This is a genomic window from Variovorax sp. W2I14 (genome assembly GCF_050435205.1).
Lineage (GTDB): Bacteria > Pseudomonadota > Gammaproteobacteria > Burkholderiales > Burkholderiaceae_C > Variovorax > Variovorax paradoxus_C.
This window is the reverse complement of sequence record NZ_JBNDJX010000001.1, coordinates 1,094,140-1,118,511: the sequence shown is the minus strand read 5'-3', so window position 1 is coordinate 1,118,511 and position 24,372 is coordinate 1,094,140. Positions and strand designations below refer to the sequence as shown.

Below are 24,372 nucleotides of genomic sequence, written 5' to 3'. Positions count from 1 at the left end.
GAATGGATGGAGGCAGGCCTGTCAGGCAGCCTCTTTGAGAGACGGCAACTTTGCGACGAGGCGCAATGAAACGGTCAAGCCTTCGAGCTGGAAATGCGGGCGCAGGAAGAACTTCGCGCTGTAGTAGCCGGGGTTGCCCTCGATGTCTTCCACCACGACTTCAGCCGCCGCGAGCGGCCTGCGCGCCTTGGTTTCCTGCGAGGAGTTGGCGGGATCGGCATCGACGTAATGCATGATCCATTCGTTGAGCCAGCGCTGCATGTCCTCGCGCTCCTTGAAGGAACCAATCTTGTCGCGAACGATGCACTTGAGGTAGTGCGCGAAACGGGTGCTCGCGAACAGGTACGGCAGGCGGGCCGACAGATTGGCATTGGCCGTCGCATCCGGGTCCATGTACTCCTGCGGCTTCTGCATCGATTGCGCACCGATGAAGGCAGCGTGATCGGTGTTCTTGCGGTGAACCAGCGGAATCAGGCCTGCCTTGGCGAGCTCGGCTTCGCGGCGGTCCGAGATCGCGATCTCGGTCGGGCATTTCATGTCGAAGCCGCCGTCGTCGGTTGGGAAGGTGTGGCATGGCAGGTTTTCTACCGTGCCGCCCGACTCCACACCGCGGATCATCGTGCACCAGCCGTAAAGCTTGAAGCTGTGGTTGATGTTGACGGCCATGGCATAGGCCGCGTTGCTCCAGACGTAGTTCCGATGATCGGCGCCTTCGGTTTCCTCCTCGAAATCAAACTCGTCGACCGGGTTGATCTTTGCGCCATAGGGCAAGCGCGCGAGAAAACGCGGCATGGCGAGGCCAACGTAGCGCGAGTCCTCGGTGTTGCGCAACGAATTCCAGGGCGCGTGCTCGAGGTTCGAGGTGATCTTCGCCAGGTCGCGCGGGTTCGCAAGCTCTTGCCACGACTCCATGCCGAGCAACGAAGGTGCCGACCCCGCGATGAATGGCGCATGCGATGCGGCCGAAATCTTGGCAATGGCGCCGAGCAGTTCGACATCGGGCGGTGTGTGGTCGAAGTAGTAGTCCGCCACTAGGCAGCCATAGGGCTCGCCGCCGAGCTGTCCGTACTCTTCCTCGTAGATGCGCTTGAATATCGGACTCTGGTCCCAGGCAATGCCCTTGTGGCGACGAAGCGTGCGGCGCACTTCATCCTTCGACACATCCATGAAACGGATCTTGAGCTTCTCGTCCGTTTCGGTGTTGTAGACCAGGTGATGCATGCCGCGCCAGGCCGACTCGACCTTCTGGAACTCGTCCTTGTGCAGCACGAGGTTGATCTGCTCCGAGAGCTTTCGATCGATCTCCGCAATGATGGCCTCGATGCTGCTGTAGGCATCGTCGGTCATCGTCGCGGCATTGACGAGCGCCTGCTCGGCCAGGGTGCGAACGGCTGCCTCGACGGCGTCGCGAGCCTCATCGGTCTTGGGCTTGAACTCCTTGTCCAGCAGGGACGCAAAGTCGGAAGGGTTGGCGTATTGCGCCGTGACCGGCGCGTCGAGCACGGCATCGCTTGTGGTGTTCATGTGAAGTTCCTAGGTTCGGATTCACGCCGCCGAGTCGGCAGTCCGTGCGTCGTTGTGATCTGTTGCCGCGCGGGGCTTGGGAGCCTGCGCCAACGACTTCATGAGCGCGGGGTCTTGCAGCAGCTGGTTGAGCAGGCCTTCGGCACCGGCCTTGCCGTCCATGTACGTCTGGAGATTGGCAAGCTGGGTTCGCGCCTCGAGCAGCCGGCTCAAGGGCTCGACCTTGCGGGCCACGGCGGCCGGCGAGAAGTCATCGATGCTCTCGAAGGTGATGTCGACCATGAGTTGTCCCTGGCCCGACAGCGTGTTGGGTACGGCGAAGGCCACGCGCGGCTGGATCGCCTTCATGCGCTCGTCGAAGTTGTCGATGTCGATGTCGAGGAACTTGCGGTCGGCCACCGGCGGCAACGCCTGGGTGGGTTTGCCGGAAAGATCGGCCAGGACACCCATCACGAAAGGCAGCTCGATCTTCTTCTCCGAGCCGTAGATTTCCACGTCGTATTCGATCTGTACGCGTGGCGCCCTGTTGCGGGCGATGAATTTCTGACTGCTGTTGTTGTTTGTCACGAAAACTCCCTGATGGAAACTAAGAAATAGAGCGCTGGAAACACTGCGCTTCGAAGCGTCAGACGTATTCGGTATGGCAGGTGACGACATCTCCTTCCTGCAAACGCGGCCCTGTTTTTCCGAGCGGCCTTGCATCGACGGAGATACGCGCGATCGTTCGCTTTTCCTGCAAGGCGTTGAGCCACTGCCGCGACAAGACCGGGAGCAGGTTCTGCTCGATGAAGCCCGTCAGTCGGCGTGCCCCGGTTTCATGCGTGCCGCATCGATCGACGATTTCGGCCACCAAACCCGGGGCGTAGTGCAATTCGATGCCATGCTTCTTTTTCATCCGATGGACCACGTGGTCCAGATGCAGCGAGACGATGCGGCTCAAGGCCTGCACACCCAATGGCAGGTAAGGCACGACGGACAGGCGACCGAGGAATGCAGCCGGGAAAACCTGGCGAAGAACAGGCTGCAGCGCTTCGCGCAGGGTTTCGACTTCGGGCGGCGATGCAGGGTCTTCGCAAACGCTCTCGATGAGTTCCGCACCAGCGTTGCTCGTCAAAAGGATGGTCGTGTTCCTGAAGTCGATGCGGCGGCCTTCGCCGTCCTCCATCCAGCCCTTGTCGAACACCTGGTAGAAGATTTCGTGGACGTCCGGATGCGCCTTTTCCACCTCGTCGAGCAGGATCACGCTGTAGGGCTTCCGGCGCACGGCCTCCGTCAGAACACCGCCTTCTCCGTATCCCACGTAGCCCGGCGGCGAGCCCTTCAGCGTCGAGACGGTGTGCGGTTCCTGAAACTCGCTCATGTTGATGGTGATGAGGTTCTGCTCACCGCCATACATGGCGTCCGCAAGTGCCAACGCGGTTTCGGTCTTTCCAACGCCTGAAGGACCGGCCAGCAGGAAGACGCCGACCGGCTTGTTCGGATCGGTCAGACGCGCCCGCGACACACGGATGCGCTCCGCAATCGCGGCAAGCGCGCGGTCCTGGCCGACAACACGTTCGCCGAGCGTGGCTTCGAGCCTGAAGACTGCGGCAACTTCGTCTTGCACCATGCGGCCAACCGGTATTCCCGTCCAATCTGCAACGACGGCCGCGATCACCGACTCGTCGACCTGGGAAAGAACCAATGGCGTGTCCTGCTGGCGCAACAGGAGTTCTTCTTCCAGGGCATGCAGTCGCGCCGAGGGCCACTCGCCCTCGGCGCCACTCTCCCCCTCCTCCTCCCTCTTCTTTGTTCTCAGCGATTGAATCTGCTGAACCATCGCAAGCTCTTCTTGCCACCGGGCCTCGTAAGTCGAGAGTTCATGTTCGGTGGCATCGAGTCGGGCATTTGCCGCTTCGAAGCGCTTTGATCGGGCGTCACTGCCTCGCGAGATCGCGCTTTCCTGAGCCAGCAAGGCGAGCTCCACGTCCAGGGCTGCGACCCGCTGTCGCAGTTGATCGACCACGGCGGGTGGCGTGTGCAACGACATGGCGACACGTGCGCATGCCGTGTCGAGCAGGCTGATGGCCTTGTCCGGCAACTGGCGCGACGGAATGTAGCGATGGGACAGGGACACCGCCGCCCGCACCGCCTCGTCCAGTACCGTGACACCGTGATGTTCGGCGAAGACGGCGACCAGCCCGCGCACCATTTCGGCGGCCGAGGCCTCTTCTGGCTCGGAGACCTGCAGCGTCTGGAAACGACGGGTCAGTGCAGGGTCCTTCTCGATATGGCGCTTGTATTCGCTCCACGTGGTCGCGCCGATGGTGCGCAAGGTGCCGCGTGCGAGAGCAGGCTTGAGCAGATTGGCCGCATCTCCGGTACCGGCCTGTCCGCCGGCACCGATCAGGGTGTGCACCTCGTCGATGAAAAGAATGACCGGCTGACTCGACTTGCTCGCTTCTTCGAGCAGCGACTTCAGGCGGGACTCGAACTCCCCCCGCATGCTGGCGCCGGCTAACAACGCCCCCACATCGAGGCTGAGCAGGCGCGCATCGCGCAGCGAGGGCGGAACCTCGCCGTTGGCGATTGCCAGCGCGAGTCCTTCGACTACCGCCGTCTTGCCCACCCCGGCCTCTCCGGTGAGCAGAGGGTTGTTCTGCCGCCGGCGCAGCAGGATGTCGACCATCGTGCGGATCTCGTGCTCACGGCCGATCACGGGATCGATTTGCCCGTCGCGTGCGCTGTCGGTCAGGTCTCTGCAATACCGGGCCAGGGCAGATTTGCCATCTGACGAATCTGCAATCGCGCCGCTCGCTTCTCCTGGCGTTGCAGCCGGGAGGCCCAAGCCATCGTGCGGCCCTTCGTTGCGTTCAGGGGAGCCTTCGATGAGGGAGACGACGGTATCCGTCAATTGCTCGACCGGGAGCTTGCGGAACGCGGGCGACATGCCAAGGAGCAGCCGCCGCAGATCAGGCGTTTGCACCAACGCCGCGAGCAGCCACGCACTGCGCACACGACGATCGCCGAATTCGAGGCTGGAGAGGATCCAGGCGCGCTCAATGGCCGCTTCGACGTGATGGGAGAAATCACTCAGCGATGTCGCGCCCGAGGGCAATTCCGACAATCTGGAAATCAGATCTTTTTCGATGACCTGAAAATCAATTTGGTAATGGCGGCAGATGCGATGAAAATCGCTGTCATTGAGTTGCCAGATTTGATGAATCCAATGCGTCAATTCGACATATGGATTTCCTCGCAGCTTGGCAAATGCTGTTGCGGCTTCAATACCGCGAAACAAGGTGAGATTGAGCTTTCCGAACAGCGCCCGTCGGGAGATGGTCATTGCAACCTAGCGGCTCGCAGCTGACGTTAATTGCGCATTGAAATCACGCGGCTTCCCGCTCGGCAAAGCACCGATCTCTGCTGTTTTTCCGCCCATTTCTCGCTCCCTATGCTTTTTCGAATAGGCGCGATTTTGCGTGCTTGCGCAGACCTGTGGCGGAGCACAGTTCCTACCAATAGTTAAATACCGAAAGCAGGCAATTGATCTGTGAAATTTCTCCGGGAGCAGACGGTCCAGAAATTCGCAAGTAGTAATTTCTATTGAATGGAGCGGCTATTTGGCCAACAAAAAAGCCCTTGAATTCCTTTCGGAAGTTCAAGGGCTCGTTGCCTGACGTCGCAAGACGTCGAAGCGCGCAGTCGATTACATGTGCTCGATCATGACTTGCCCGAAGCCCGAGCAGCTCACCTGCGTCGCACCTTCCATCAGGCGCGCGAAGTCATAGGTCACCCGCTTGCTGGCAATCGACTTTTTCATCGCGCTGATGATCAGGTCGGCCGCTTCGGTCCAGCCCATGTGGCGCAGCATCATTTCGGCCGAGAGGATTTCGGAGCCGGGGTTCACGTAGTCCTTGCCGGCGTACTTGGGCGCGGTGCCGTGCGTGGCCTCGAACATTGCGACGGTGTCGCTCAGGTTCGCGCCCGGAGCGATGCCGATGCCGCCGACCTGTGCGGCCAGCGCGTCGGACACGTAGTCGCCGTTGAGGTTCAGCGTGGCGATGACGCTGTACTCGGCGGGACGCAACAGGATCTGCTGCAGGAACGCGTCGGCAATGCTGTCCTTGACGGTGATTTCCTTGCCCGTCTTCGGGTTCTTGAACTTCATCCACGGGCCGCCGTCGATCAACTCGGCGCCGAACTCCTTGGCGGCCAGGTTGTAGGCCCAGTCACGGAAGCCACCTTCGGTGAACTTCATGATGTTGCCCTTGTGCACGATGGTCACGCTGGGCTTGTCGTTGTCGATGGCGTACTGGAATGCCTTGCGCACGAGGCGCTCGGTGCCTTCGATCGACACGGGCTTCACGCCGATGCCGGACGTGTTGGGGAAGCGGATCTTCTTGACGCCGAGCTCGTCCTGCAGGAACTTGATGAGCTTCTTGGCCTTGTCGCTTTCGGCTTCGAACTCGATGCCGGCATAGATGTCTTCCGAGTTCTCGCGGAAGATGACCATGTTGGTCTTGTGCGGCTCGCGCACTGGACTGGGGACGCCTTCGAAATACTGGATGGGGCGCAGGCACACGTAGAGGTCGAGTTCCTGACGCAGCGCAACGTTCAGCGATCGGATGCCACCGCCGACGGGCGTGGTGAGCGGGCCTTTGATGGAGACGACGTAGTCGCGCACCGCGTGCAGGGTTTCCTCGGGGAGCCAGACGTCGGGGCCATACACCTTGGTCGACTTCTCGCCGGCATAGACCTCCATCCAGTGAATCTTCTTCTTGCCGCCGTAGGCCTTGGCCACTGCGGCGTCCACCACCTTGAGCATCACCGGCGTGATGTCCAGCCCCGTACCGTCGCCTTCGATGAAGGGAATGATCGGTTGATCGGGCACATTCAGCGAGTTGTCTGCATTGACCGTGATCTTCTGGCCTTCGGTCGGGACTTTGATGTGCTGATAGCTGGACATGAGGGGGATGCGCTCCGGGAGTGACGTAATTTTGACGAGTGTCAGCGAATTCAGACAGCGAGGGGGTTCCGCTGTACAACCGGCTAACAAATCGCTGTACATTTTAGACGCTGCCCATCAGCTGGCGTTTGTCAACCATGGGGCCATTGGGCTCGTTACTGGCTGACCTTCTGCTCGCCGGGAGGCGTTTCCAACCAATTCTCGATAGAGGAATCTTCAATGAGCAAAATTCTCGCAGTCATGATCGCTGGTCTGTTCGCAGCTGGCGCCTATGCCCAAAACCCGGCCGGCACCACGCCCGAACAAGGGAACGCAACCAACAGCAAGTCGCAAGCACGCGCCGAAGCCAAGAAGGATGCCAAGCCCGCTGGTCAAGTGGCCGCTCCCGCTGGCGACATCGCCAAGACGCCCGAAGGCGGCAACCTCGGCGGCGACAAGGCTGCAGCCTCTGGCGAAAAGCGCGCGGAAACGCGCGACCAACGTCGTCGCAACAAGGACGGCAGCGTCAAGCGCAAGTCGACCCAAGGCGGCACGCCCAAGTAATTCGGCGTCCCCTGAAAAAAGCGCTCCTCGGAGCGCTTTTTTTTCGTCCGCCTCGACCAAAGTGCTGTCAACCGCGTGCGATGGGCTCCGTTGAATGTGGACCTTCCACAGGGAGGTGATCCAAATCAACGATATCAAAGGATTTCTCATGAACAAGCTGCTCGCAGCCCTGGTCGCCGGTCTCTTCGCTGCCGGTGCATTTGCTCAAACCCCCGCACCCGCGGCCGCCGCTCCGGCCGCACCTGCTGCTCACAAGGCCAAGGCCAAGCACGCAGTCAAGAAGCACAAGGTTCGCCACGTGGCCAAGGCCCACACGGCTGCCGCCAAGAAGGTGTAAGCTTTCAAGCTCACCCGGCAATGCCCGCATCAGCGGGCATTTTTATTGGTTACGGGCCGGGCCTTCCACGACCCCGCCCTGAAAGAGTTCTCCGATGTTTCAGCGTTTAGCCGCCCTGCTCCTGCTGTCCGCCTCGTTCGTGATGCCGACTCATGCTCAACAACAACAGCAGCAGCAACCCCAGACCGATCTTGCGCGCACGCAGTTGTCGGTCGGCCTGTACAAGATCGATACCCAAATTGCCCAGACGCCGCAGCAGCGTGAAATCGGGCTGATGTTCCGCAAGACCATGCCGCAGGCGGAGGGCATGATCTTCGTTTTCGAGCAGCCCGCCACGCAGTGCTTCTGGATGCGCAACACCCTGCTGCCGCTGACGGCCGCCTTCGTGGCGGATGATGGCCGCATCGTCAACCTGGTCGACATGCAGCCGCTGACCGAAAACTCGCATTGCTCCGAAGAACCCGTGCGCTATGTGCTCGAGATGAACCAGGGCTGGTTTGCCAAGAAGAACATCAAGAAGGGTGCCAAGCTGGGTGGCGAACTGTTCTCAGCCACCAAGCGCTGAGTTTCTGCCGCCTTCAGCCCACAAAAAAGCCGACCCGAGGGTCGGCTTTTTTGATGCGCGAATGTGCTCAGCCGAAGTTCTTGGCCGCGAAGTCCCAGTTGACCAGCTTCGCCAGGAAGGTCTCGACGAACTTGGGGCGCAGGTTGCGGTAGTCGATGTAGTAGGCGTGTTCCCAGACGTCCACGGTCAGCAGCGCCGTGTCAGCGGTCGTCAGCGGCGTGCCGGCGGCACCGGTGTTCACGATGTCCACCGAACCGTCGGCCTTCTTCACGAGCCAGGTCCAGCCCGAACCGAAGTTGCCGACAGCCGACTTCACGAAGGCTTCCTTGAAGGCGTCGTAGCTGCCCCACTTGGCATCGATGGCCTTGGCCAGCGCGCCGGTCGGTGCGCCGCCGCCTTGGGGCTTCATGCAGTTCCAGAAGAAGGTGTGGTTCCAGATCTGGGCAGCGTTGTTGTAGATGCCGCCGCTGGCCTTCTTGATGATCTCCTCCAGCGTGAGGGCTTCGAACTCGGTGCCCTTCTGCAGGTTGTTGAGGTTCACCACGTAGGCGTTGTGATGCTTGCCGTAGTGGTATTCGAGGGTTTCCTTCGAATACTCGGGTGCCAGCGCGTCGAGGGCGTACGGCAGGGGTGGGAGCACATGTTCCATGGTTTTTTCTCGTGGGTTGGTTGTGGGGAATAAAGGATTCTAGGAACTAATTTTCGAGGGCGCGTCGGACGTGTTCCCGTTGTTGCTCCCTCCATGCGTCACGGTCAGGTCGACCTCGCCATCCGCAAGCCGCGCGACGACCGCGTCACCCGCGTTCAACTTCTTCGCGCTGACGACCGCGCGGCCATCCGCATCGGTGAGCCAGGCGTAGCCGCGCTGCAGCACGAGCGCCGGATCGAGCAGACGCAGACGCAGAGCCACGCGCTCCAGGCGCTCGCGCCGCTGCACGAGTGCGCGGTCGAATTTCGCTGGAAGATTGACCGCGATCGATCGTGGTACCTGCGCCAAGCGCTCCTGTCTTGACAGCACCGCAAAGTGCAGGCGCTGCGCATGGTGCGCCAGTCGAAGTTGCTGGCGAGCCACCAGGTTCGACGGACGGCCGAGGCGGCCTGCGGCCTGATCGAGCCGCTGCCCGAGCACGTCGAGGCGCGTGCCCAGCGCATCTCCGAGCCGTTCATCGAGCAAATCGAGCGCCCCGAGCCACAGGTCGCGCGGCGCGCTGACGAGTTCGGCCGCGGCGGTGGGGGTGGGCGCACGCAGGTCGGCGCAGAAATCGGCGATGGTGAAGTCGGTTTCGTGCCCGACACCGCTCACCACCGGCACGGGGCTCTGCACGATGGTCCGCGCCAGCGTCTCGTCGTTGAAGGCCCACAGGTCTTCGATCGAACCCCCGCCTCGCACCAGCAGAATCACATCGACGGCCGGCTCCAATGTGTAGAGCGATTGCAGCGCGCGCACCAGCTCGGCGGGCGCATTCGCGCCCTGCACTGCCGCCGGGGCCAGGACCACGGGGATGTGCGGCACGCGCCGTCGCAGCGCGGTCACGACGTCGTGCAGCGCGGCCGCGCCGAGCGAAGTGACGACACCGACCGCGCGCGGCATGGTGGGCAGCGCACGCTTGCGCGCCGGATCGAACAGCCCCTCGGCTTCGAGGCGCGCCTTCCGCTGCAGGAACTGCTCGAAGAGCGCGCCCTGCCCGGCGCGCCTCAGGCTTTCGACGACCAGTTGGAGATCGCCGCGCGGCTCGTACACGGCAAGGCGTCCACGCACTTCCACCTGGTCACCATCCCGGGGCGAGAAATCGAGCAATCCGGCGGCGCGGCGGAACATCGCGCAGCGCAACTGGCCGGACTCGTCCTTGAGCGAGAAGTAACAATGTCCACTCGAGGCGCGCGAAAAACCCGAGATCTCGCCGCGCACGCTGACCGGATTGAAGCGTGCGTCCAGCGTGTCGGCCACTGCCCGGCACAGCGCGCCGACAGCCCAGATGCGCGGCCCGGGCGCGGAATTCGTTTCACGCAAGTTCACAAAGCGCACGAATGGCCGAAAGCCACTCTTCCACAACAGGCCTGACTTCCCCCGCCCCAAGTCCCCCATGCGGGGCAGGCGCACGGTTTCTCGTGCAAGTGGTTGATTTCATTCAAAAAAGTACTGCTCAAAATTCAATCGATCTAGCGGAAAGGCCCATCCATGCGGGTTCGGACGAGTTGCGAAGCAGGTTAATCACAAAGTTATCCACAGAATCTGTGCGTCCTTGCTGACACGCAAACAAGCCGCATGCCGATGGTGGGCTCGGTGGATAATCGCCGCGCATTTGCAGTCTACGGGCCGGAGGATTTTCTTGTTTTCCATCATTGTTGCCGCGGGTTGGCCTATTTGGCCGCTGCTCGCTTGTTCGGTTATTGCGCTCGCGCTGGTTATAGAACGTTTCACGAGTCTGAAGACCGTGAAGGTGCTTCCGCCAAAATTGCTCGACGAAACCATCACTGTCTCGCGCGGAGCCATTCCCGGCCCTGACGTCGTCACGAAACTCGAACGCAACTCGATGCTTGGCCAGGTGCTGGCTGCGGGCCTGCGGGCGCTCAACGCCAATCCGCGCTGCACCGAAGACGATCTTCGCGCTGCCATGGAAGCGTCGGGCCGCACCATCGCTCACAAGCTGGAGCGCTACCTGCCGGCGTTGGCGACCATCGCCTCCGCTGCGCCGCTGCTCGGCCTGCTGGGTACGGTGATCGGCATGATCGAGATCTTCGGTTCGCAGTCGCCCGTCAACGGCGCGGTCGGCTCGGGCAACCCGGCGCAACTGGCGCACGGCATCTCGATTGCTCTGTACAACACGGCGTTCGGTCTGATCGTGGCGATTCCCACGTTGATCTTCTGGCGCTACTTCCGCAGCCGTGTCGACGAATACCTGCTGAACCTCGAACTCTCGGGTGAGCGCTTTGCACGCCACCTGAACGCGCTGCGCAAATGACCCGCGCCCGCATGCAGTTTCGCCACGGCGCGCGCGACGAGCCGGAGATCAACCTGATCCCGTTCATCGACGTGCTGCTGGTCATCCTGATCTTCCTGATGCTGTCGACCACCTACAGCAAGTTCACCGAGATGCAGTTGCGGCTGCCGACGGCGGACGTGGACGCGCAGCGCGACTATCCAAAGGAAGTGATCGTCACGGTCTCCGCCGACGGCCGCTATACGGTCAATAAGGCCGCGGTGGCGGACCGCAACGTGAGCACCGTGGCTGCAGCACTCGGCGCCGCGGCCACCGGCGGCAAGGAAAGCGTGGTGATCATCAGCGCCGACGCAAGCAGCCCGCACCAGGCCGTGGTCACGGTGATGGAAGCCGCGCGCCGCGCCGGCCTGATGCAGATCACGTTCGCCGCACAGTCGACGGCGCAAGCCGGGCACTGAGTGCCGTCGCAGGGCCGCAGCAGCACGGGCGCAGCCTCGCGGCTGCAGGACGCCTGGCTGCACCGCGGCCTGCTGGCCTGCCTGCTGTGGCCGCTGTCGCTGCTCTACGGCGCGATCTTTTCGCTGCGCGGCTGGCTCTATCGGATCGGATGGTTGCGGGCCGAACGCGTCCCCGTTCCCGTGATCGTCGTCGGCAACGTGATTGCGGGCGGTGCGGGAAAGACGCCTGTCGTGATGGCCGTCGTCCGGCATCTGCAGGCTCGTGGGCTTCAGGTCGGCGTGGTGTCGCGCGGGTACGGCCGACGCACCGACGATTGCCGCGAAGTGCTCGACGGGAGCGATCCCCACGATGTCGGCGACGAACCGGCGCTGATTCGCCACGCTACAAATGCACCGGTTTTCGTCGCGCGACGACGCATCGAAGCCGCGCGCGCGCTGCTGGAGCGGCATCCGGCCACCCAAGTGATCGTGAGCGACGACGGGCTGCAACATCTGGCGCTCGCTCGCGACATCGAGATCTGCGTGTTCGACGACCGCGGCATCGGCAACGGCTGGCTGCTGCCTGCGGGCCTGTTGCGCGAACCCTGGCCACGTCGCTGCGACCTGGTGCTCCATAGCGGCGAGAAGCCTGCCTTTTCGGGCGGCTACACCGCCACGCGCAACCTTTCGCAGGATGCGGTTGCAATCGATGGAAAACATATTCCTCTGGAGGCTCTCGCGGGCAAGTCGCTGATCGCGCTGGCAGCCATCGCGCGGCCCGAAGGGTTCTTCGACATGCTGCGCGCGCGCGGTCTCGCGCTCACCGAGACCATCGCCCTGCCCGATCACCACGACTTCGACGCTTGGCAGCGCCCGTCCGGCAGCGAATACACCTTGCTGTGCACCGAGAAAGATGCAGTCAAGCTGTGGCGCAAGGCGCCCGATGCGCTGGCCGTGCCGCTGCACTTCGAACCTGCCCCGGAATTCTTCGCTGCACTCGACGCAAAGCTATCATCGCCCGATGGATACCAAGCTGCTTGAACTGCTCGTCTGCCCCGTGACCAAGGGCCCCCTGACCTGGAACCCCGAGAAGCAGGAGCTGTGCTCCCGCAGCGCCCGCCTCGCCTATCCGGTGCGCGATGGCATCCCGGTGCTGCTCGAGAACGAGGCGCGCACGCTGTCCGACGAAGAGCTGGGTCTGTGACCGGCTCCGTAAGCTTCACCGTCCTGGTGCCGGCACGCCTCGCCTCGACGCGGCTGCCCAACAAACCACTTGCCGATATCGCGGGCCTGCCGATGGTGGTGCGTGTCGCGCAACGTGCGAGCCAGTCCGGCGCATCGCGCGTTGTTGTGGCTGGGGACGATGCGTCCATCGTTTCGGCCTGCAAGGCACACGGCGTCGAAGCCATCCTCACTCGCCAGGACCATCCGAGCGGCACCGACCGGCTGGCTGAAGCGTGCGAGCAACTGGGCCTCGATGGCGACGAGATCGTCGTCAACGTACAAGGCGACGAGCCGCTCATCGACCCCGAGCTGATCGATGCCGTCGCCGCCGCGCTGGCCCTGCATCCCGAAGCGGCGATGAGCACGGCGGCTCACGAGATCGATTCGGTGAGCGATTTCATGAACCCGAACGTGGTGAAGGCGGTGCTCGATGCCCAGGGCAATGCGCTTTACTTCAGCCGCGCCCCGATTCCCTGGTGGCGCGATGGCTCGGCCGGCGGTGCGGCACCGACCGTGCTGCCCTCGCCCGCGCCGCTACGACACATCGGCATCTATGGCTATCGCGCCGGCTTCGTGCGGAAATTTCCGTCGCTGCCGCCATCGCCCGTCGAAGCCACCGAAGCACTCGAGCAATTGCGCGCGCTCTGGCATGGGCATCGCATCGCGGTGCACGTGAGCCATGTCGCGCCCGGGCCGGGCATCGACACCCCTGAGGATCTGGCGCGCGTGCGTGCCGTCTTTGCTGCCGGACCCGCCTCCTAAGACGTGCGTCGCGGAGGGAATTCCCTATGGGGACGCATGCTATCCTCGACGTGAAATCCGCCTCGCCCAGCCCTCGGGCCAACGCTTGGCGTGACACAAAATCTAAGAACCGTCCGAGGACACCATGAGACTAATTTTGCTGGGCGCGCCCGGGGCGGGCAAAGGCACGCAAGCGGCCTTCATCTGCCAGAAATACGGCATCCCCCAAATCTCGACCGGCGACATGCTGCGCGCCGCCGTCAAGGCCGGCACGCCGCTCGGATTGCAGGCCAAGGCCGTCATGGATGCAGGCGCACTGGTGAGCGACGACCTGATCATCAACCTCGTGAAAGAGCGCATCGCCCAGCCCGATTGCGCCGATGGTTTCCTGTTCGACGGTTTTCCGCGCACCATCCCGCAGGCCGATGCCATGAAGGCCGCGGGCGTCAAGCTCGACTACGTGCTGGAGATCGACGTGCCTTTCAGCGACATCATCGAGCGCATGAGTGGCCGCCGCTCGCACCCGGCATCTGGCCGCACCTACCACGTCAAGTTCAACCCGCCCAAGGTCGAAGGCAAGGACGACTTGACCGGTGAAGACCTGATCCAGCGCGAGGACGACAAGGAAGAAACCGTGGGCAAGCGGCTCGACGTGTACAGCCAGCAGACGCGTCCGCTGGTCGACTACTACTCGGCCTGGGCCAAGGCCGATCCGGCCGCTGCCCCGAAGTACCGCGCGATCAAGGGCGTCGGCACGGTCGACGAAATCACGCAACGCGCCCTGGCGGCACTGAGCAGCTGATCCCGCCGCCCTTTTTACAGGGCGGCTATTTATTTCCCTAGCAGTTCCAGCATCAGCGCGATGCGCGCCTTCACGGGCGTGAGCGCGCCTGCGTCGCGCAGCCGGTCATCGGGCTTCGGCAGAATGCGACCGCTGGTGCAGCGCGTCGCGCGCAGCACCGCAATGCCGGCGTCCTGTGCCTTGAGTGCTGCCGCTTCCAGCGCGTGGTGCACGGTGCCATTGCCGGTAGTCGCGAGAACCAATCCGCGGACTGGTTCTTCCGCGCCCTCCCGAAGAAGTGCATCGATGATTGCGCCACTCGCACCGGCGTGGCTCATGACGATCTCGACCCGCGGCCAAGGCCCTGATGCGCTCAGCGCCGTCGATGCCTGGGGAGACGGCGCAGCCGGCCACTCCCTCACGCGCCTCACCGCGCCCTCTTCCACGTAGCCAATCGGCCCTGCATCGCCGGATGCGAAGGCATCGAGGCGGTACGTGTGCACCTTCTGCACTTCCACCCCGCTGTGGACCGTGCCAGCACACACCGCCGTCACGCCCTGCGCGCCCGCCGTCACCGCGACAGCGATGGCATCGCGCACGTTCTGCGGACCATCCGGCGAAAGAGCAGTGGCCGGGCGCATCGCGCAAGTCAGCACCACAGGCTTCGCCGGTGCCAGCACCGAATGAAGGAAGAAGGCGGTCTCCTCGAGCGTGTCGGTGCCGTGGGTGATCACCACGCCAGCCACATCCGGCTGCGCGAGCCAATGCGCGCACCGCTGCGCGAGCTTCTGCCAGATGTCGATGGCCATGTCCTTGCTGTCGACCTGCGCCACCTGCTCCGCCAGCAGGGTGACGCCCTCAGGCGCGTCGATGCCACCCAGCAAGTCCGACACGTCGACCTGCCCAGCGGTGTAGCCGATGTTGTCGCCGCTGCTGGAGGCCTTTCCGGCGATGGTTCCGCCGGTCCCCAGAACCACCACGCGACGCACTTCGGGCAACGGGGAATTGGCCATGACTTGTCAACTTCCAAAAACTGGTTAAAAATACAGGTACTGGATATCTAGCCAGTGCCGCAAGGAACCACATATGCAGTTCGCCGTGAAGCTTACCGCCCGCCAGCAGCAGATCCTCGACTTAATCCAGAGCGCCATTGCGCGCACTGGCGCCCCGCCCACACGCGCCGAAATCGCCAATGAGCTGGGGTTCAAGTCGGCCAACGCTGCCGAAGAGCACCTGCAGGCGCTGGCCCGCAAGGGCGTGATCGAACTTGTCAGCGGCACCTCGCGCGGCATTCGACTCAAGGGCGATGCGCTGCGTTCGCTCAACGAAACGCGGCATCGCGAAGGCGGGCAGTTCTCGCTCTCGCTGCCGGGCATGGCGCAGTTGGCGCTGCCGCTCATCGGTCGCGTCGCGGCAGGCTCGCCGATCCTGGCGCAAGAGCATGTCGACCAGACTTACTACGTCGAGAACACGCTCTTCCAGCGCCAGCCCGATTACCTGCTCAAGGTACGCGGCATGTCGATGCGCGACGCCGGCATCATGGACGGCGACCTGCTCGCCGTGCAGGCCACCAAGGAAGCGCGCAACGGCCAGATCGTCGTGGCACGCCTGGGCGACGAAGTCACCGTCAAGCGCCTGAAGCGCAACAAGCAGGTGATCGAGCTTCACGCCGAGAACCCCGACTACCCGACCATCATCGTCCAGCCCGGCGAGCCCTTCGAAATCGAAGGCCTCGCGGTCGGCCTCATCCGCAACACCATGCTGATGTAGGTCTCGCGGCCTGCTTGCAGCAGCACCCCATCCGGCCTCGACAGGTGGCGGGCGTATGGCGCGAAGTCGCCATCACCCTGTCGCGGCCGATTCAAGAAATCCTGCCTGTGTTCAACCTCAGACTTTTTTGGAGTTCACATGGGAATCGCCCTCCTCGCCATCGCTGATTTCTGGATGCCGCTGCAATCGCTTGCAAACCGGTTGTTGCCTGCGCGCCGCGCTCACCGCCGGGACAGCAGCGACACTGCCGCCGGCCTGCGCTACGTGGCCGTGCGCCCCGCCTGCACCACGCGCACCGCTGGTACGCCTGCACCGACGGCAACCGCCACCGCGACGGCACGCCCGCTGCGTGTAGTTCGCGTGATCGACGGAAAAAGCCGGGACCGCAGCCGCATGGTGATCTCGGGCCGCATGGCCGATGTCTGCGCGGAGCTCGACCGACTGGCCGCACTCGAAGCCGCGGAAACCGCACCCAGTTCCACGCGCCTGCACTGAGGCATTTCCCCCGGCGAGCCGCACCAGCAGTGCCCCGGGGGTGGGTATCCAAACGTTCACTGGCGCGACATCCCAATGCTGCGAGGCACAATGGCACGCCATGAACATTGTGATCCTTGACGATTACCAGGACGCCGTGCGCAAGCTGCGCTGCGCCGCCAAGCTGGACGCGTACGCGGCCAAGGTCTACACCAACACGGTCAAGGGCATCGGCCAACTGTCGGTTCGCCTGAAAGACGCCGACGTGATCGTGCTGATTCGCGAGCGCACCCAGATCTCGCGCCAGCTCATCGAAAAGCTGCCCAAGCTCAAGCTCATTTCGCAGACCGGACGCGTCGGCGGCCACATCGACGTCAATGCCTGCACCGAGCGCGGCGTGGCGGTGGCCGAAGGCTCGGGCTCTCCGCAGGCACCGGCCGAACTCACCTGGGCGCTGATCATGGCGGCCATGCGCCGGCTGCCGCAGTACATCAGCAACTTGAAGCACGGAGCGTGGCAGCAGTCGGGGCTCAAGTCGGCTTCGATGCCACCCAATTTCGGACTTGGCTCGGTGCTCAAGGGCAAGACGCTCTGCATCTGGGGCTATGGCCGCATCGGCCAACTGGTCGCGCGCTATGGGCAGGCCTTCGGCATGCAGGTGGTGATCTGGGGACGCGAAGCGAGCTGCGCCAAGGCGCGCTCCGACGGCTTTCAGGTCGCGCAGAACCGCCACGAATTCTTTGCCGCGGCCGACGTGCTCTCGGTGCACCTGCGGCTCAACGAGGAAACCAACGGCCTCGTCACGCTCGAAGACCTGTCACGCATGAAGCCGACAGCGCTCTTCGTGAACACCTCCCGCGCAGAACTGGTCGAGGCCGATGCCCTGCTCGCCGCGCTCAATCGCGGACGTCCGGGCCTCGCGGCCATCGACGTGTTCGAGAGCGAACCGCCGCTGCAGGGCCACGCCTTGCTGCGCCTCGAAAACTGCATCTGCACACCGCACATCGGCTATGTGGAGCAGGACAGCTACGAGAGCTACTTCGGCCAGGCTTTCGACAACGTCGTGAGCTTCATCAAGGGCAATCCCACCAACATCGTGAATCCCGGCGCCTTGCAGGTCCGCCGGTGAGTTCATGAGCCGCCGGGCCGCTCCAAGGCGAATACCGCAGCCGAAGGCGCAGGTCATTCGATGAGCCGGCCTGCGCCTCGAGGCGCGCTCTGGGCGCTGCTGGCCGGCAATTTCGTGATCGGCACCGGCGTGATGGTGGTGCCCGGCACGCTCAACGAGATCAGCACATCGCTTGCTGTCACTGCTGCGACAGCGGGCCAGCTGATCACCGCCGCCGCGATCGTGATGTGCCTCGGCGCACCGTTGCTGGCGGCCTTGGTCGCGGGCTGGGATCGCCGCCAGCTCCTGGCCCTCACGCTCCTCTGGTATGCCGCCGGACACGCCCTCTGCACGCTCATGCCGAGCTTCGCCGCGCTCTTGCCGGTGCGCATGCTCACGGTGATTGCGCCGGCGATCTTCACGCCCCAGGCCGCGGCCTGCGCCGGCATGCTTGTGCCGCCGGAACACCGCGGGCGCGCCGTGACCTTCGTTTTCCTTGGCTGGTCGATGGCCTCGGTGCTCGGCCTGCCCATCGGCGCGCTGATCGGCGGCCACCTCGGCTGGCGCATGGCCTTCATGGCCATTGCGCTGCTCAGCATCGTCAGCGCCGCTTCGATCTGGCTCACGCTGCCCACCGGCATCCGGCCTGCCGCGCTCACGGCCGCCGCGTGGTCTCGCGTGCTGCGCAGCCCGGTGCTGATGGGCATCGTTTCAGTCACGGCGCTCCAGGGCTCGGGACAGTTCGTGCTCTTCAGCTATTTCGGACCCATCCTCAAGCAGAGCTTCGGTGCGGACGCCAACACGCTGAGCCTGATGTGGGCGCTGTTCGGCGCCTTCGGGCTGATCGGCAACATGGTGGTCAGCCGCTACATCGACCGCGTGGGCGCCGGCCGGATGGTGCTTCTGACGTCCTCGTTGATCGCCTTGAGCCTGCTGCTCTGGCCGTTCGCGAGCACGCTCGCCTGGCTCGCGGTGGTGATCGTGCCCTGGGGCATCGGCTGCTTCGCCACCAACTCGGCTCAGCAGGCGCGGCTCGTGGGCCTGGCGCCCGCGCTCGCGCCCGGCTCCGTGGCGCTCAACAGCTCGGGCATCTACATCGGTCAGGCGGTCGGCGCGGCGCTCGGCGGCTGGCTGCTGGCGAACGACGCGGCGCCGTGGCTGAGCCGAGTCGGCCTGGCGCTGCTGCTGCTTGCCATTGGCCTCAGCGTCGCCATCGACCGCAGCCGCCGCGCGTCCTGAAAACACGAGACCCGCGTAAGACCCGGGATGCATCGCCCGCGCGGGATTGCAAAATCGGAGGCTGCCGACGCTCGCCAGCCGCTTTCCGGCCAGCACCTGCGCGTCAGGCCCTCACACCACTCAACCAGCGAAAATCTCCATCAAATGACAGTGAACTACCAACGGATCGGGCTCATCGGCGCGGGCGCCATGGGTCGCGGCATCGCGCAGATCGCCGCGCAGGCCGGCAGCGAGGTGCTGCTCCTCGACAGCTTTGCGGGCGCCGCCGAACGCGGACGCGAAGCCCTCATCGCCCAGTGGAACAAGCTGCACGAAAAGGGCAAGCTCGATGCCGCGACGCGCGATGCACAGATCGCGCTCGAGTGCAGGCCGTCGATTCAATCGAGGCACTCGCTGGTTGTGACCTCGTGATCGAAGCAGTGATCGAAGACCTCGAAGTCAAGCGCAAGCTCTTCCGCGAAATCGAGGCCGTGGTGGCCCCGACTTCCACGCTGGTCACCAACACGTCCTCGCTCTCGGTGACGGCCATTGCGGCCGGGCTCGCGCATCCCGAGCGTTTCGCGGGCTTCCACTTCTTCAACCCCGTGCCGCTGATGAAGGTGGTCGAGGTGGTGGCGGGCTTCAAGACCGCGCCCGAGGTCTGCAAGCAACTGGCCGGCTACGCGGTGCAGATGGGCCACAGCGCGGTGCAGGCGCAGGACACGCCCGGCTTCATCGTCAACCATGCGGGCCGCGGCTACGGCACCGAGGCGCTGCGGATCGTCGGCGAAGGCGTGACCGACTTCGCGACCATCGATCGCATCCTGAAGGACCAGGCCGGTTTCCGCCTCGGCCCGTTCGAGCTGCTGGATCTGACCGCGCTCGACGTGTCGCACCCGGTGATGGAATCGATCTACCACCAGTACTTCGAGGAGCCGCGCTTCCGCCCGAGCGTGATCACCGCGCAGCGCCTCGCCGCCGGCGCGCTCGGCCGCAAGACCGGCGAAGGTTTCTACCGCTACACCGACGGCGTGATGCAGCAGACGCCCGAGGCTCCGCCACCCGTGGTCGACGGCACCCCCTCGGTCTGGGTCTCGCCCCGCGCCGCGCGCCGTGCCGAGTTGCTGCGCCTGATCAACACGCTGGGCGCGCAGATCGACAGCGGCGCCACCGCCGCGCCGCATTCGCTGATCCTCGTGGCCCCGCTGGGCTTCGACGTGACCACGGTCGCGGCCGTCGAGCGCCTGGACGCCACGCGCACCGTCGGCATCGACATGCTGATCGACGACGCCGCCACCAAGCGCCGCGTGCTCGCCACCAATCCGGCCACGCGCCGCGACATCCGCGATGCCGCGCATGCCCTCTTCGCACGCGACGGCAAGGCGGTGAGCGTGATCCGCGACAGCGGCGGCTTCGTCACGCAGCGCGTGATCGGCACCATCGTCAACATCGCCACCGACATGTGCCAACAGCGCGTGTGCTCGCCGGCCGACCTGGAGACCGCGGTGCAGCTGGGTCTTGGCTACCCGCGCGGCCCGCTCGCGATGGGCAACCTCTACGGCCCGACCAACATGCTCGAAGTGCTGTTCAACCTGCAGACCGTCTACGGCGACCCGCGCTATCGCCCGAGCCCGTGGCTGCGCCGCCGCGGTGCGCTGGGCCTGAGCCTCCTGCACGAAGAAGAATAAATAACAAACCACCAACCGACTGGAAACGCGACACAGCGATGACCGCCGAACTCAAGAGCACGAGCGAAGGCAGCACCATGGTGCTGACCATCTCCAACCCGACCCAGCGCAATGCGCTGGGCCCCGAGATCTACGCCGCGGGCATCGAGGCGCTCAACGGCGCCGAGAGCAGCAGCGAGATCCGCAGCGTAGTGATCGTGGGCGAAGGCGCATGGTTCTGCGCGGGCGGCTCGTTGCAGCGCCTGTTGGCCAATCGCGAACTCGACCGCTCGGTGCAGGCCGAGAGCATCGAGGGGTTGCACAACTGGATCGATTCGATCCGCACCTTTCCGAAGCCGATCATCGCGGCCGTCGAAGGCGCCGCGGCCGGCGCGGGCTTCTCGCTCGCCCTCGCCTGCGACTTCGTGGTGGCAGCGCGCGACGCGGTATTCGCGGCCTCCTACAGCAACGTGGCGCTGTCGCCCGATGGCGGCCTCAGCTGGCACCTCGGGCAGCAGCTGCCGCGCCAGCTCGCCAGCGAATGGCTCATGAACGGTGAGCGCATCGCCGCGCCGCGCCTGCATGCGGCCGGCCTCGTGAACGAACTCACCGAAAGCGGACAGGCGCTCGCGGGCGCCCTGGCACTCGCGAAGAAGCTCAACGCCCGCGCGCCCAACTCGCTCGCCAGCATCAAGGAGCTGCTGAGCGAAGCACGCGGCGCCACGCTGGCCGCGCAGCTCTCGCAGGAGCGCGATCACTTCGTGCGCAACCTGCACCATGCGAACGCGGGCATCGGCATCGCCGCGTTCCTCGGCAAGAAACCGCCGCAATACGAGTAGCGCCTCGCGGCGTCGCTCCCGTGACACCCACCAGCTTTTCAGTCGCCGAGAGGACAACCAATGGACGACCCCATTCTTACCATCGAAGAACGTGAAGCGATCAACAGTGGTCGCTGGTTTTCTTCCCTATCTCCATCGTTACGGCACGACATCCTCCGATGCGCTTTCGTCAAACGCTACAAGGACGGCGACCTGATCGCCGCACGCGGCGATCCACCCGAACACTGGATTGCCTGCGCCAGGGGCGCGGTGCGGGTCAGCTCGACGGCCGTCTCGGGCAAGCAGGTGACGCTGACCTACGTGGAGCCGGGCATCTGGTTCGGCGACGTGGCGATGTTCGACGGGGACCGGCGCACGCACGACGCCTATGCGCATGGGGACAGCACCATCCTTTGCGTGGCGCGGGCCGACTTCCAGAAAATCCTGGCTGCGCACGTGGAGCTCTACGAAGCGCTGATGCGGCTGCAGGCACGCCGCATCCGCACGCTGTTCGGGCTGGTGGAAGATCTCAACACCCTTCCCTTGCGCGCACGCCTGGCCAAGCAGCTGATTCACCTCGTGCGCAGCTACGGCGTGCCCAACCTGGACGATGGCAGCCAGATGCGCATCGGCCTGCAACTGGCGCAGGAAGAGTTGGCGCAACTGCTCGGCGCATCGCGCCAGCGCGTCAACCAGGAACTCAAGACCATGGAACGCGAGGGCAGCATCCGGATCGAGCCGGGCGGCCTGGTGGTTCTCGACCGTGCGGCGCTGCGGCGCATTTCCGAAGCGGATATCTGACATGAGCCAGGACTTCTCCAACTTCGTCGGCACCCGCGCGGTGTCGCAGCAGCATGCCTTCGACATCGAGGTGCTCGCCGCCTGGCTCGAGAAGAACCTCGAGGGTTTCAAGGGTCCGTTGACGGTGGAGATGTTCAAGGGCGGGCAGTCGAACCCGACCTACAAGCTCGTCACGCCCACGCAAAGCTACGTGATGCGCGCCAAGCCCGGCCCGGTCGCCAAGCTGCTGCCCTCGGCGCATGCGGTGGAGCGCGAGTTCAAGGTCATGAGCGGCCTGCAAGGTACCGACGTGCCCGTGCCGCGCATGCATTGCCTCTGCGAGGACGAGTCCGTCATCGGCCGCGCCTTCTACGTGATGGAGTTCATGCAGGGCCGCGTGCTCTGGGACCAGTCGCTGCCCGGCTTCAGCAACGCCGAGCGCGCGGCCTACTACGACGAGATGAACCGCGTCATCGCGGCGCTGCACACGGTCGACTTCGCGGCCCGGGGCCTGGCCGACTACGGCAAGCCCGGCAATTACTTCGAGCGCCAGATCGGCCGCTGGAGCAAGCAGTACAAGGCCTCGACCGATGGCGCCGGTGAACTGTCGCAGCCGATCGAGGCCATGGAGCGGCTGATCGACTGGTTCCCCGCCCACATGCCGGCGAGCGCGCGCGACGAGAGCAAGGTCTCGATCGTGCACGGCGACTACCGCCTGGACAACGTGATGTTTCACCCCACCGAGCCGCGGATCATCGCGGTGCTCGACTGGGAGCTCTCCACGCTGGGCCATCCGCTGGCGGACTTCAGCTACCACTGCATGTCGTGGCACATGCCGCCCACCACCGGCCGCGGCATCGGCGGCGTGGACGTCGCGGCGCTGGGCATTCCCACCGAGAGCGAATACATCCGCCGCTATTGCGAGCGCACGCGCATCAGCACGCCCGAGGCGCTGGCGCCCGACTGGAACTTCTATCAGGCCTATAACCTGTTCCGCATGGCCGCGATTCTTCAAGGCATTGCGAAGCGGGTCGAGGCCGGTACCGCATCGAGCGAGCAAGCCGTGGCATCGGCCCGCGGCGCACGGCCGATGGCCGAGATGGCCTGGCAGTTCGCCCAAAAGGCGTAACCAGCCTTCCCCCAAAAACCCACCAGGAGACGACATGGATTTCGAATATTCGGCCAAGACCAAGGAACTGCAGAAGCGCGTCAAGGCGTTCATGGACGAAAACATCTACCCGGCAGAGGCCGAGTACAGCGCCGAGCTGGCTGCGAACACGGCGGCCGGCAAGCGCTGGACCGCATTGAAGACGGTGGAAAAGGTCAAGGAAAAAGCCAAGGCCCAGGGCCTGTGGAATCTCTTCCTGCCGGTCGACAGCGCCTCGGCCTCCGGCTACGCAGGTGCAGGCCTCACGAACCAGGAATACGCGCCGCTGGCCGAAATCATGGGTGCGGTGCCATGGGCGAGCGAAGCCTTCAACTGCTCCGCCCCCGACACGGGCAACATGGAAACCATCGCCCGCTACGGCTCCGAAGAGATCAAGGCGCGCTGGCTCAAGCCGCTGCTCGAAGGCCAGATCCGCTCGGCCTTCGCGATGACCGAGCCCGACGTGGCATCGAGCGACGCGACCAACATCTCGACCCGCATCGAACGCCAGGGCGACGAGTACGTGATCAACGGCCACAAGTGGTGGATTTCGGGTGCTGCCGATCCGCGCTGCGCCGTCTTCATCACGATGGGCAAGAGCGATCCGGACGCACCGCGCCATTCGCAGCAGAGCATGGTGATCGTGCCGGCCGATGCCAAGGGCATCCGCATCGTGCGTCCGCTCAACGTGATGGGTTACGACGACGCGCCGCACGGCCACGTCGAGATGTATTTCGAGAACGTGCGCGTGCCTGTCGACAACATCCTGCTCGGCGAAGGCCGCGGTTTCGAAATCGCCCAGGGCCGCCTTGGCCCGGGACGCATCCACCACTGCATGCGCCTGATCGGCCTGGCCGAGCGCGCGCTCGAGCTGATGTGCAAGCGCGCCTCCTCGCGCGTCGCCTTCGGCAAGACCGTCGCCTCTCAGACCGTGACGCAGGAGCGCATCGCCGAAGCGCGCTGCAAGATCGACATGGCCCGCCTGCTCACGCTCAAGGCCGCCTGGCTGATGGACGTGGCGGGCAACAAGGTCGCCAAGAACGAGATCGCGATGATCAAGGTGGTGGCGCCGAGCATGGCCTGCCAAGTGATCGACTGGGCCATGCAGGTCCACGGCGGCGGCGGCATGAGCGACGACTTCCCACTCGCCTACGCCTATGCCGGTGCGCGCACGCTGCGCTTTGCGGACGGCCCGGACGAAGTGCACCGCAATGCAATCGCGAAGTGGGAGCTGGGCAAGTACGCGCCCAGCAAGACCGAAGCCGACGCACCCGTCACGCGCTTCTGATTTGTCTTGCTCCCTCTCCCCTCGGGGAGAGGGTTGGGGTGAGGGCCGGCGGCGATCATT

24 protein-coding genes and 1 pseudogene are annotated in these 24,372 nt (G+C 64.4%); 18 read left to right on the top strand and 7 right to left on the bottom strand.

Annotated features, from left to right (window positions below; genetic code table 11):
• Nucleotides 1-21: 21 nt before the first annotated feature.
• From tssC to icd, 4 genes are all read right to left on the bottom strand, one after another.
• On the bottom strand, nucleotides 22-1,524 hold the full coding sequence (gene tssC / locus QF040_RS05280; protein WP_429610119.1) for a type VI secretion system contractile sheath large subunit: 1,503 nt from the start codon (nucleotides 1,522-1,524) through the stop codon (nucleotides 22-24).
• A gap of 21 nt (nucleotides 1,525-1,545) precedes the next feature.
• The gene (gene tssB / locus QF040_RS05275) at nucleotides 1,546-2,091 is read right to left on the bottom strand and encodes a type VI secretion system contractile sheath small subunit (RefSeq protein ID WP_429610118.1); all 546 of its coding nucleotides are present in this window, start codon (nucleotides 2,089-2,091) and stop codon (nucleotides 1,546-1,548) included.
• Nucleotides 2,092-2,149: 58 nt separating this feature from the next.
• Complete coding sequence (gene tssH, locus QF040_RS05270) at nucleotides 2,150-4,849, bottom strand: type VI secretion system ATPase TssH (RefSeq protein ID WP_429610117.1); 2,700 nt, start codon at nucleotides 4,847-4,849, stop codon at nucleotides 2,150-2,152.
• A gap of 363 nt (nucleotides 4,850-5,212) precedes the next feature.
• Nucleotides 5,213-6,472, bottom strand: a complete 1,260-nt coding sequence (gene icd, locus QF040_RS05265) for an NADP-dependent isocitrate dehydrogenase (RefSeq protein WP_429610116.1) — start codon at nucleotides 6,470-6,472, stop codon at nucleotides 5,213-5,215.
• 219 nt (nucleotides 6,473-6,691) lie between these two features.
• On the opposite strand from icd, the gene QF040_RS05260 reads away from it, so the two are divergent.
• The 3 genes from QF040_RS05260 (at nucleotide 6,692) to QF040_RS05250 (ending at nucleotide 7,917) form a co-directional block, all read left to right on the top strand.
• Nucleotides 6,692-7,015, top strand: coding sequence for a cell envelope biogenesis protein TolA (locus tag QF040_RS05260; protein ID WP_307644968.1), 324 nt, complete (start codon nucleotides 6,692-6,694; stop codon nucleotides 7,013-7,015).
• 148 nt (nucleotides 7,016-7,163) lie between these two features.
• Complete coding sequence (locus tag QF040_RS05255; RefSeq protein WP_041942932.1) at nucleotides 7,164-7,352, top strand: hypothetical protein; 189 nt, start codon at nucleotides 7,164-7,166, stop codon at nucleotides 7,350-7,352.
• A gap of 94 nt (nucleotides 7,353-7,446) precedes the next feature.
• A complete protein-coding gene (locus QF040_RS05250; RefSeq protein WP_306876654.1) occupies nucleotides 7,447-7,917 on the top strand; it encodes a DUF192 domain-containing protein in 471 nt (156 codons plus the stop codon).
• A 67-nt stretch (nucleotides 7,918-7,984) separates the two neighbouring features.
• Here QF040_RS05250 and QF040_RS05245 read toward each other — a convergent pair whose 3' ends face one another.
• Nucleotides 7,985-8,566, bottom strand: coding sequence for a superoxide dismutase (locus QF040_RS05245; RefSeq protein ID WP_013541695.1), 582 nt, complete (start codon nucleotides 8,564-8,566; stop codon nucleotides 7,985-7,987).
• 39 nt (nucleotides 8,567-8,605) lie between these two features.
• Complete coding sequence (gene xseA / locus QF040_RS05240; protein WP_429614616.1) at nucleotides 8,606-9,934, bottom strand: exodeoxyribonuclease VII large subunit; 1,329 nt, start codon at nucleotides 9,932-9,934, stop codon at nucleotides 8,606-8,608.
• 313 nt (nucleotides 9,935-10,247) lie between these two features.
• Here xseA and QF040_RS05235 point away from each other — a divergent pair, with 313 nt between their 5' ends.
• From QF040_RS05235 to adk, 6 genes are all read left to right on the top strand, one after another.
• Complete coding sequence (locus QF040_RS05235) at nucleotides 10,248-10,880, top strand: MotA/TolQ/ExbB proton channel family protein (protein ID WP_013541697.1); 633 nt, start codon at nucleotides 10,248-10,250, stop codon at nucleotides 10,878-10,880.
• A gap of 11 nt (nucleotides 10,881-10,891) precedes the next feature.
• Complete coding sequence (locus QF040_RS05230) at nucleotides 10,892-11,317, top strand: ExbD/TolR family protein (protein WP_041943708.1); 426 nt, start codon at nucleotides 10,892-10,894, stop codon at nucleotides 11,315-11,317.
• Nucleotides 11,318-12,337, top strand: coding sequence for a tetraacyldisaccharide 4'-kinase (lpxK, locus tag QF040_RS05225; RefSeq protein ID WP_429610115.1), 1,020 nt, complete (start codon nucleotides 11,318-11,320; stop codon nucleotides 12,335-12,337).
• Entirely contained in the window at nucleotides 12,318-12,500 is a 183-nt protein-coding gene (locus tag QF040_RS05220) for a Trm112 family protein (RefSeq protein ID WP_007836935.1), read from the top strand. Before lpxK ends, QF040_RS05220 begins: the two co-directional genes overlap by 20 nt.
• Nucleotides 12,497-13,282: a 3-deoxy-manno-octulosonate cytidylyltransferase gene (gene kdsB / locus QF040_RS05215; protein WP_429610114.1), complete on the top strand. Its 786-nt coding sequence runs from the start codon at nucleotides 12,497-12,499 to the stop codon at nucleotides 13,280-13,282. Before QF040_RS05220 ends, kdsB begins: the two co-directional genes overlap by 4 nt.
• 124 nt (nucleotides 13,283-13,406) lie before the next feature.
• Nucleotides 13,407-14,063, top strand: coding sequence for an adenylate kinase (gene adk, locus QF040_RS05210; protein ID WP_429610113.1), 657 nt, complete (start codon nucleotides 13,407-13,409; stop codon nucleotides 14,061-14,063).
• Between the two features lie 29 nt (nucleotides 14,064-14,092).
• On the opposite strand, the gene QF040_RS05205 is transcribed toward adk, so the two are convergent.
• Nucleotides 14,093-15,055 carry an asparaginase gene (locus QF040_RS05205; RefSeq protein ID WP_429610112.1) on the bottom strand — a complete coding sequence of 321 codons (963 nt, stop codon included), beginning with the start codon at nucleotides 15,053-15,055 and terminating at the stop codon, nucleotides 14,093-14,095.
• A gap of 73 nt (nucleotides 15,056-15,128) precedes the next feature.
• On the opposite strand from QF040_RS05205, the gene lexA reads away from it, so the two are divergent.
• The 9 genes and pseudogenes from lexA to QF040_RS05160 all read left to right on the top strand — a co-directional run bounded on the left by lexA (nucleotide 15,129) and on the right by QF040_RS05160 (nucleotide 24,312).
• Entirely contained in the window at nucleotides 15,129-15,812 is a 684-nt protein-coding gene (lexA, locus tag QF040_RS05200) for a transcriptional repressor LexA (RefSeq protein WP_013541704.1), read from the top strand.
• A 138-nt stretch (nucleotides 15,813-15,950) separates the two neighbouring features.
• Nucleotides 15,951-16,307: a hypothetical protein gene (locus tag QF040_RS05195; protein ID WP_429610111.1), complete on the top strand. Its 357-nt coding sequence runs from the start codon at nucleotides 15,951-15,953 to the stop codon at nucleotides 16,305-16,307.
• Nucleotides 16,308-16,407: 100 nt separating this feature from the next.
• Nucleotides 16,408-17,415: a D-2-hydroxyacid dehydrogenase family protein gene (locus tag QF040_RS05190; protein ID WP_013541706.1), complete on the top strand. Its 1,008-nt coding sequence runs from the start codon at nucleotides 16,408-16,410 to the stop codon at nucleotides 17,413-17,415.
• Nucleotides 17,416-17,475: 60 nt separating this feature from the next.
• On the top strand, nucleotides 17,476-18,633 hold the full coding sequence (locus QF040_RS05185) for an MFS transporter (protein ID WP_429610110.1): 1,158 nt from the start codon (nucleotides 17,476-17,478) through the stop codon (nucleotides 18,631-18,633).
• A 144-nt stretch (nucleotides 18,634-18,777) separates the two neighbouring features.
• Nucleotides 18,778-20,300: pseudogene (locus tag QF040_RS05180) on the top strand (3-hydroxyacyl-CoA dehydrogenase).
• 38 nt (nucleotides 20,301-20,338) lie between these two features.
• Nucleotides 20,339-21,118, top strand: coding sequence for an oxepin-CoA hydrolase, alternative type (locus tag QF040_RS05175; RefSeq protein WP_429610109.1), 780 nt, complete (start codon nucleotides 20,339-20,341; stop codon nucleotides 21,116-21,118).
• Nucleotides 21,119-21,178: 60 nt separating this feature from the next.
• Nucleotides 21,179-21,898: a Crp/Fnr family transcriptional regulator gene (locus QF040_RS05170; RefSeq protein WP_013541710.1), complete on the top strand. Its 720-nt coding sequence runs from the start codon at nucleotides 21,179-21,181 to the stop codon at nucleotides 21,896-21,898.
• Nucleotide 21,899: 1 nt separating this feature from the next.
• Nucleotides 21,900-23,006, top strand: coding sequence for a phosphotransferase (locus QF040_RS05165; RefSeq protein WP_306876671.1), 1,107 nt, complete (start codon nucleotides 21,900-21,902; stop codon nucleotides 23,004-23,006).
• A 34-nt stretch (nucleotides 23,007-23,040) separates the two neighbouring features.
• Nucleotides 23,041-24,312, top strand: a complete 1,272-nt coding sequence (locus QF040_RS05160) for an acyl-CoA dehydrogenase family protein (protein ID WP_429610108.1) — start codon at nucleotides 23,041-23,043, stop codon at nucleotides 24,310-24,312.
• Nucleotides 24,313-24,372: the final 60 nt, after the last annotated feature.

Excerpts from the sequence above, each read along its gene's own strand:
- QF040_RS05255 (WP_041942932.1), top strand. The coding sequence starts at position 7,164 with ATGAACAAGCTGCTCGCAGCCCTGGTCGCCGGTCTCTTCGCTGCCGGT.
- QF040_RS05165 (WP_306876671.1), top strand. The coding sequence starts at position 21,900 with ATGAGCCAGGACTTCTCCAACTTCGTCGGCACCCGCGCGGTGTCGCAG.
- QF040_RS05160 (WP_429610108.1), top strand. The coding sequence starts at position 23,041 with ATGGATTTCGAATATTCGGCCAAGACCAAGGAACTGCAGAAGCGCGTC.
- QF040_RS05205 (WP_429610112.1), bottom strand. The coding sequence starts at position 15,055 with ATGGCCAATTCCCCGTTGCCCGAAGTGCGTCGCGTGGTGGTTCTGGGG.
- QF040_RS05230 (WP_041943708.1), top strand. The coding sequence starts at position 10,892 with ATGCAGTTTCGCCACGGCGCGCGCGACGAGCCGGAGATCAACCTGATC.
- tssH (WP_429610117.1), bottom strand. The coding sequence starts at position 4,849 with ATGACCATCTCCCGACGGGCGCTGTTCGGAAAGCTCAATCTCACCTTG.
- lexA (WP_013541704.1), top strand. The coding sequence starts at position 15,129 with ATGCAGTTCGCCGTGAAGCTTACCGCCCGCCAGCAGCAGATCCTCGAC.
- QF040_RS05170 (WP_013541710.1), top strand. The coding sequence starts at position 21,179 with ATGGACGACCCCATTCTTACCATCGAAGAACGTGAAGCGATCAACAGT.
- QF040_RS05260 (WP_307644968.1), top strand. The coding sequence starts at position 6,692 with ATGAGCAAAATTCTCGCAGTCATGATCGCTGGTCTGTTCGCAGCTGGC.
- QF040_RS05195 (WP_429610111.1), top strand. The coding sequence starts at position 15,951 with ATGGGAATCGCCCTCCTCGCCATCGCTGATTTCTGGATGCCGCTGCAA.
- icd (WP_429610116.1), bottom strand. The coding sequence starts at position 6,472 with ATGTCCAGCTATCAGCACATCAAAGTCCCGACCGAAGGCCAGAAGATC.
- QF040_RS05185 (WP_429610110.1), top strand. The coding sequence starts at position 17,476 with ATGAGCCGGCCTGCGCCTCGAGGCGCGCTCTGGGCGCTGCTGGCCGGC.
- tssC (WP_429610119.1), bottom strand. The coding sequence starts at position 1,524 with ATGAACACCACAAGCGATGCCGTGCTCGACGCGCCGGTCACGGCGCAA.
- QF040_RS05220 (WP_007836935.1), top strand. The coding sequence starts at position 12,318 with ATGGATACCAAGCTGCTTGAACTGCTCGTCTGCCCCGTGACCAAGGGC.
- QF040_RS05190 (WP_013541706.1), top strand. The coding sequence starts at position 16,408 with ATGAACATTGTGATCCTTGACGATTACCAGGACGCCGTGCGCAAGCTG.
- adk (WP_429610113.1), top strand. The coding sequence starts at position 13,407 with ATGAGACTAATTTTGCTGGGCGCGCCCGGGGCGGGCAAAGGCACGCAA.
- QF040_RS05245 (WP_013541695.1), bottom strand. The coding sequence starts at position 8,566 with ATGGAACATGTGCTCCCACCCCTGCCGTACGCCCTCGACGCGCTGGCA.
- QF040_RS05250 (WP_306876654.1), top strand. The coding sequence starts at position 7,447 with ATGTTTCAGCGTTTAGCCGCCCTGCTCCTGCTGTCCGCCTCGTTCGTG.
- QF040_RS05175 (WP_429610109.1), top strand. The coding sequence starts at position 20,339 with ATGACCGCCGAACTCAAGAGCACGAGCGAAGGCAGCACCATGGTGCTG.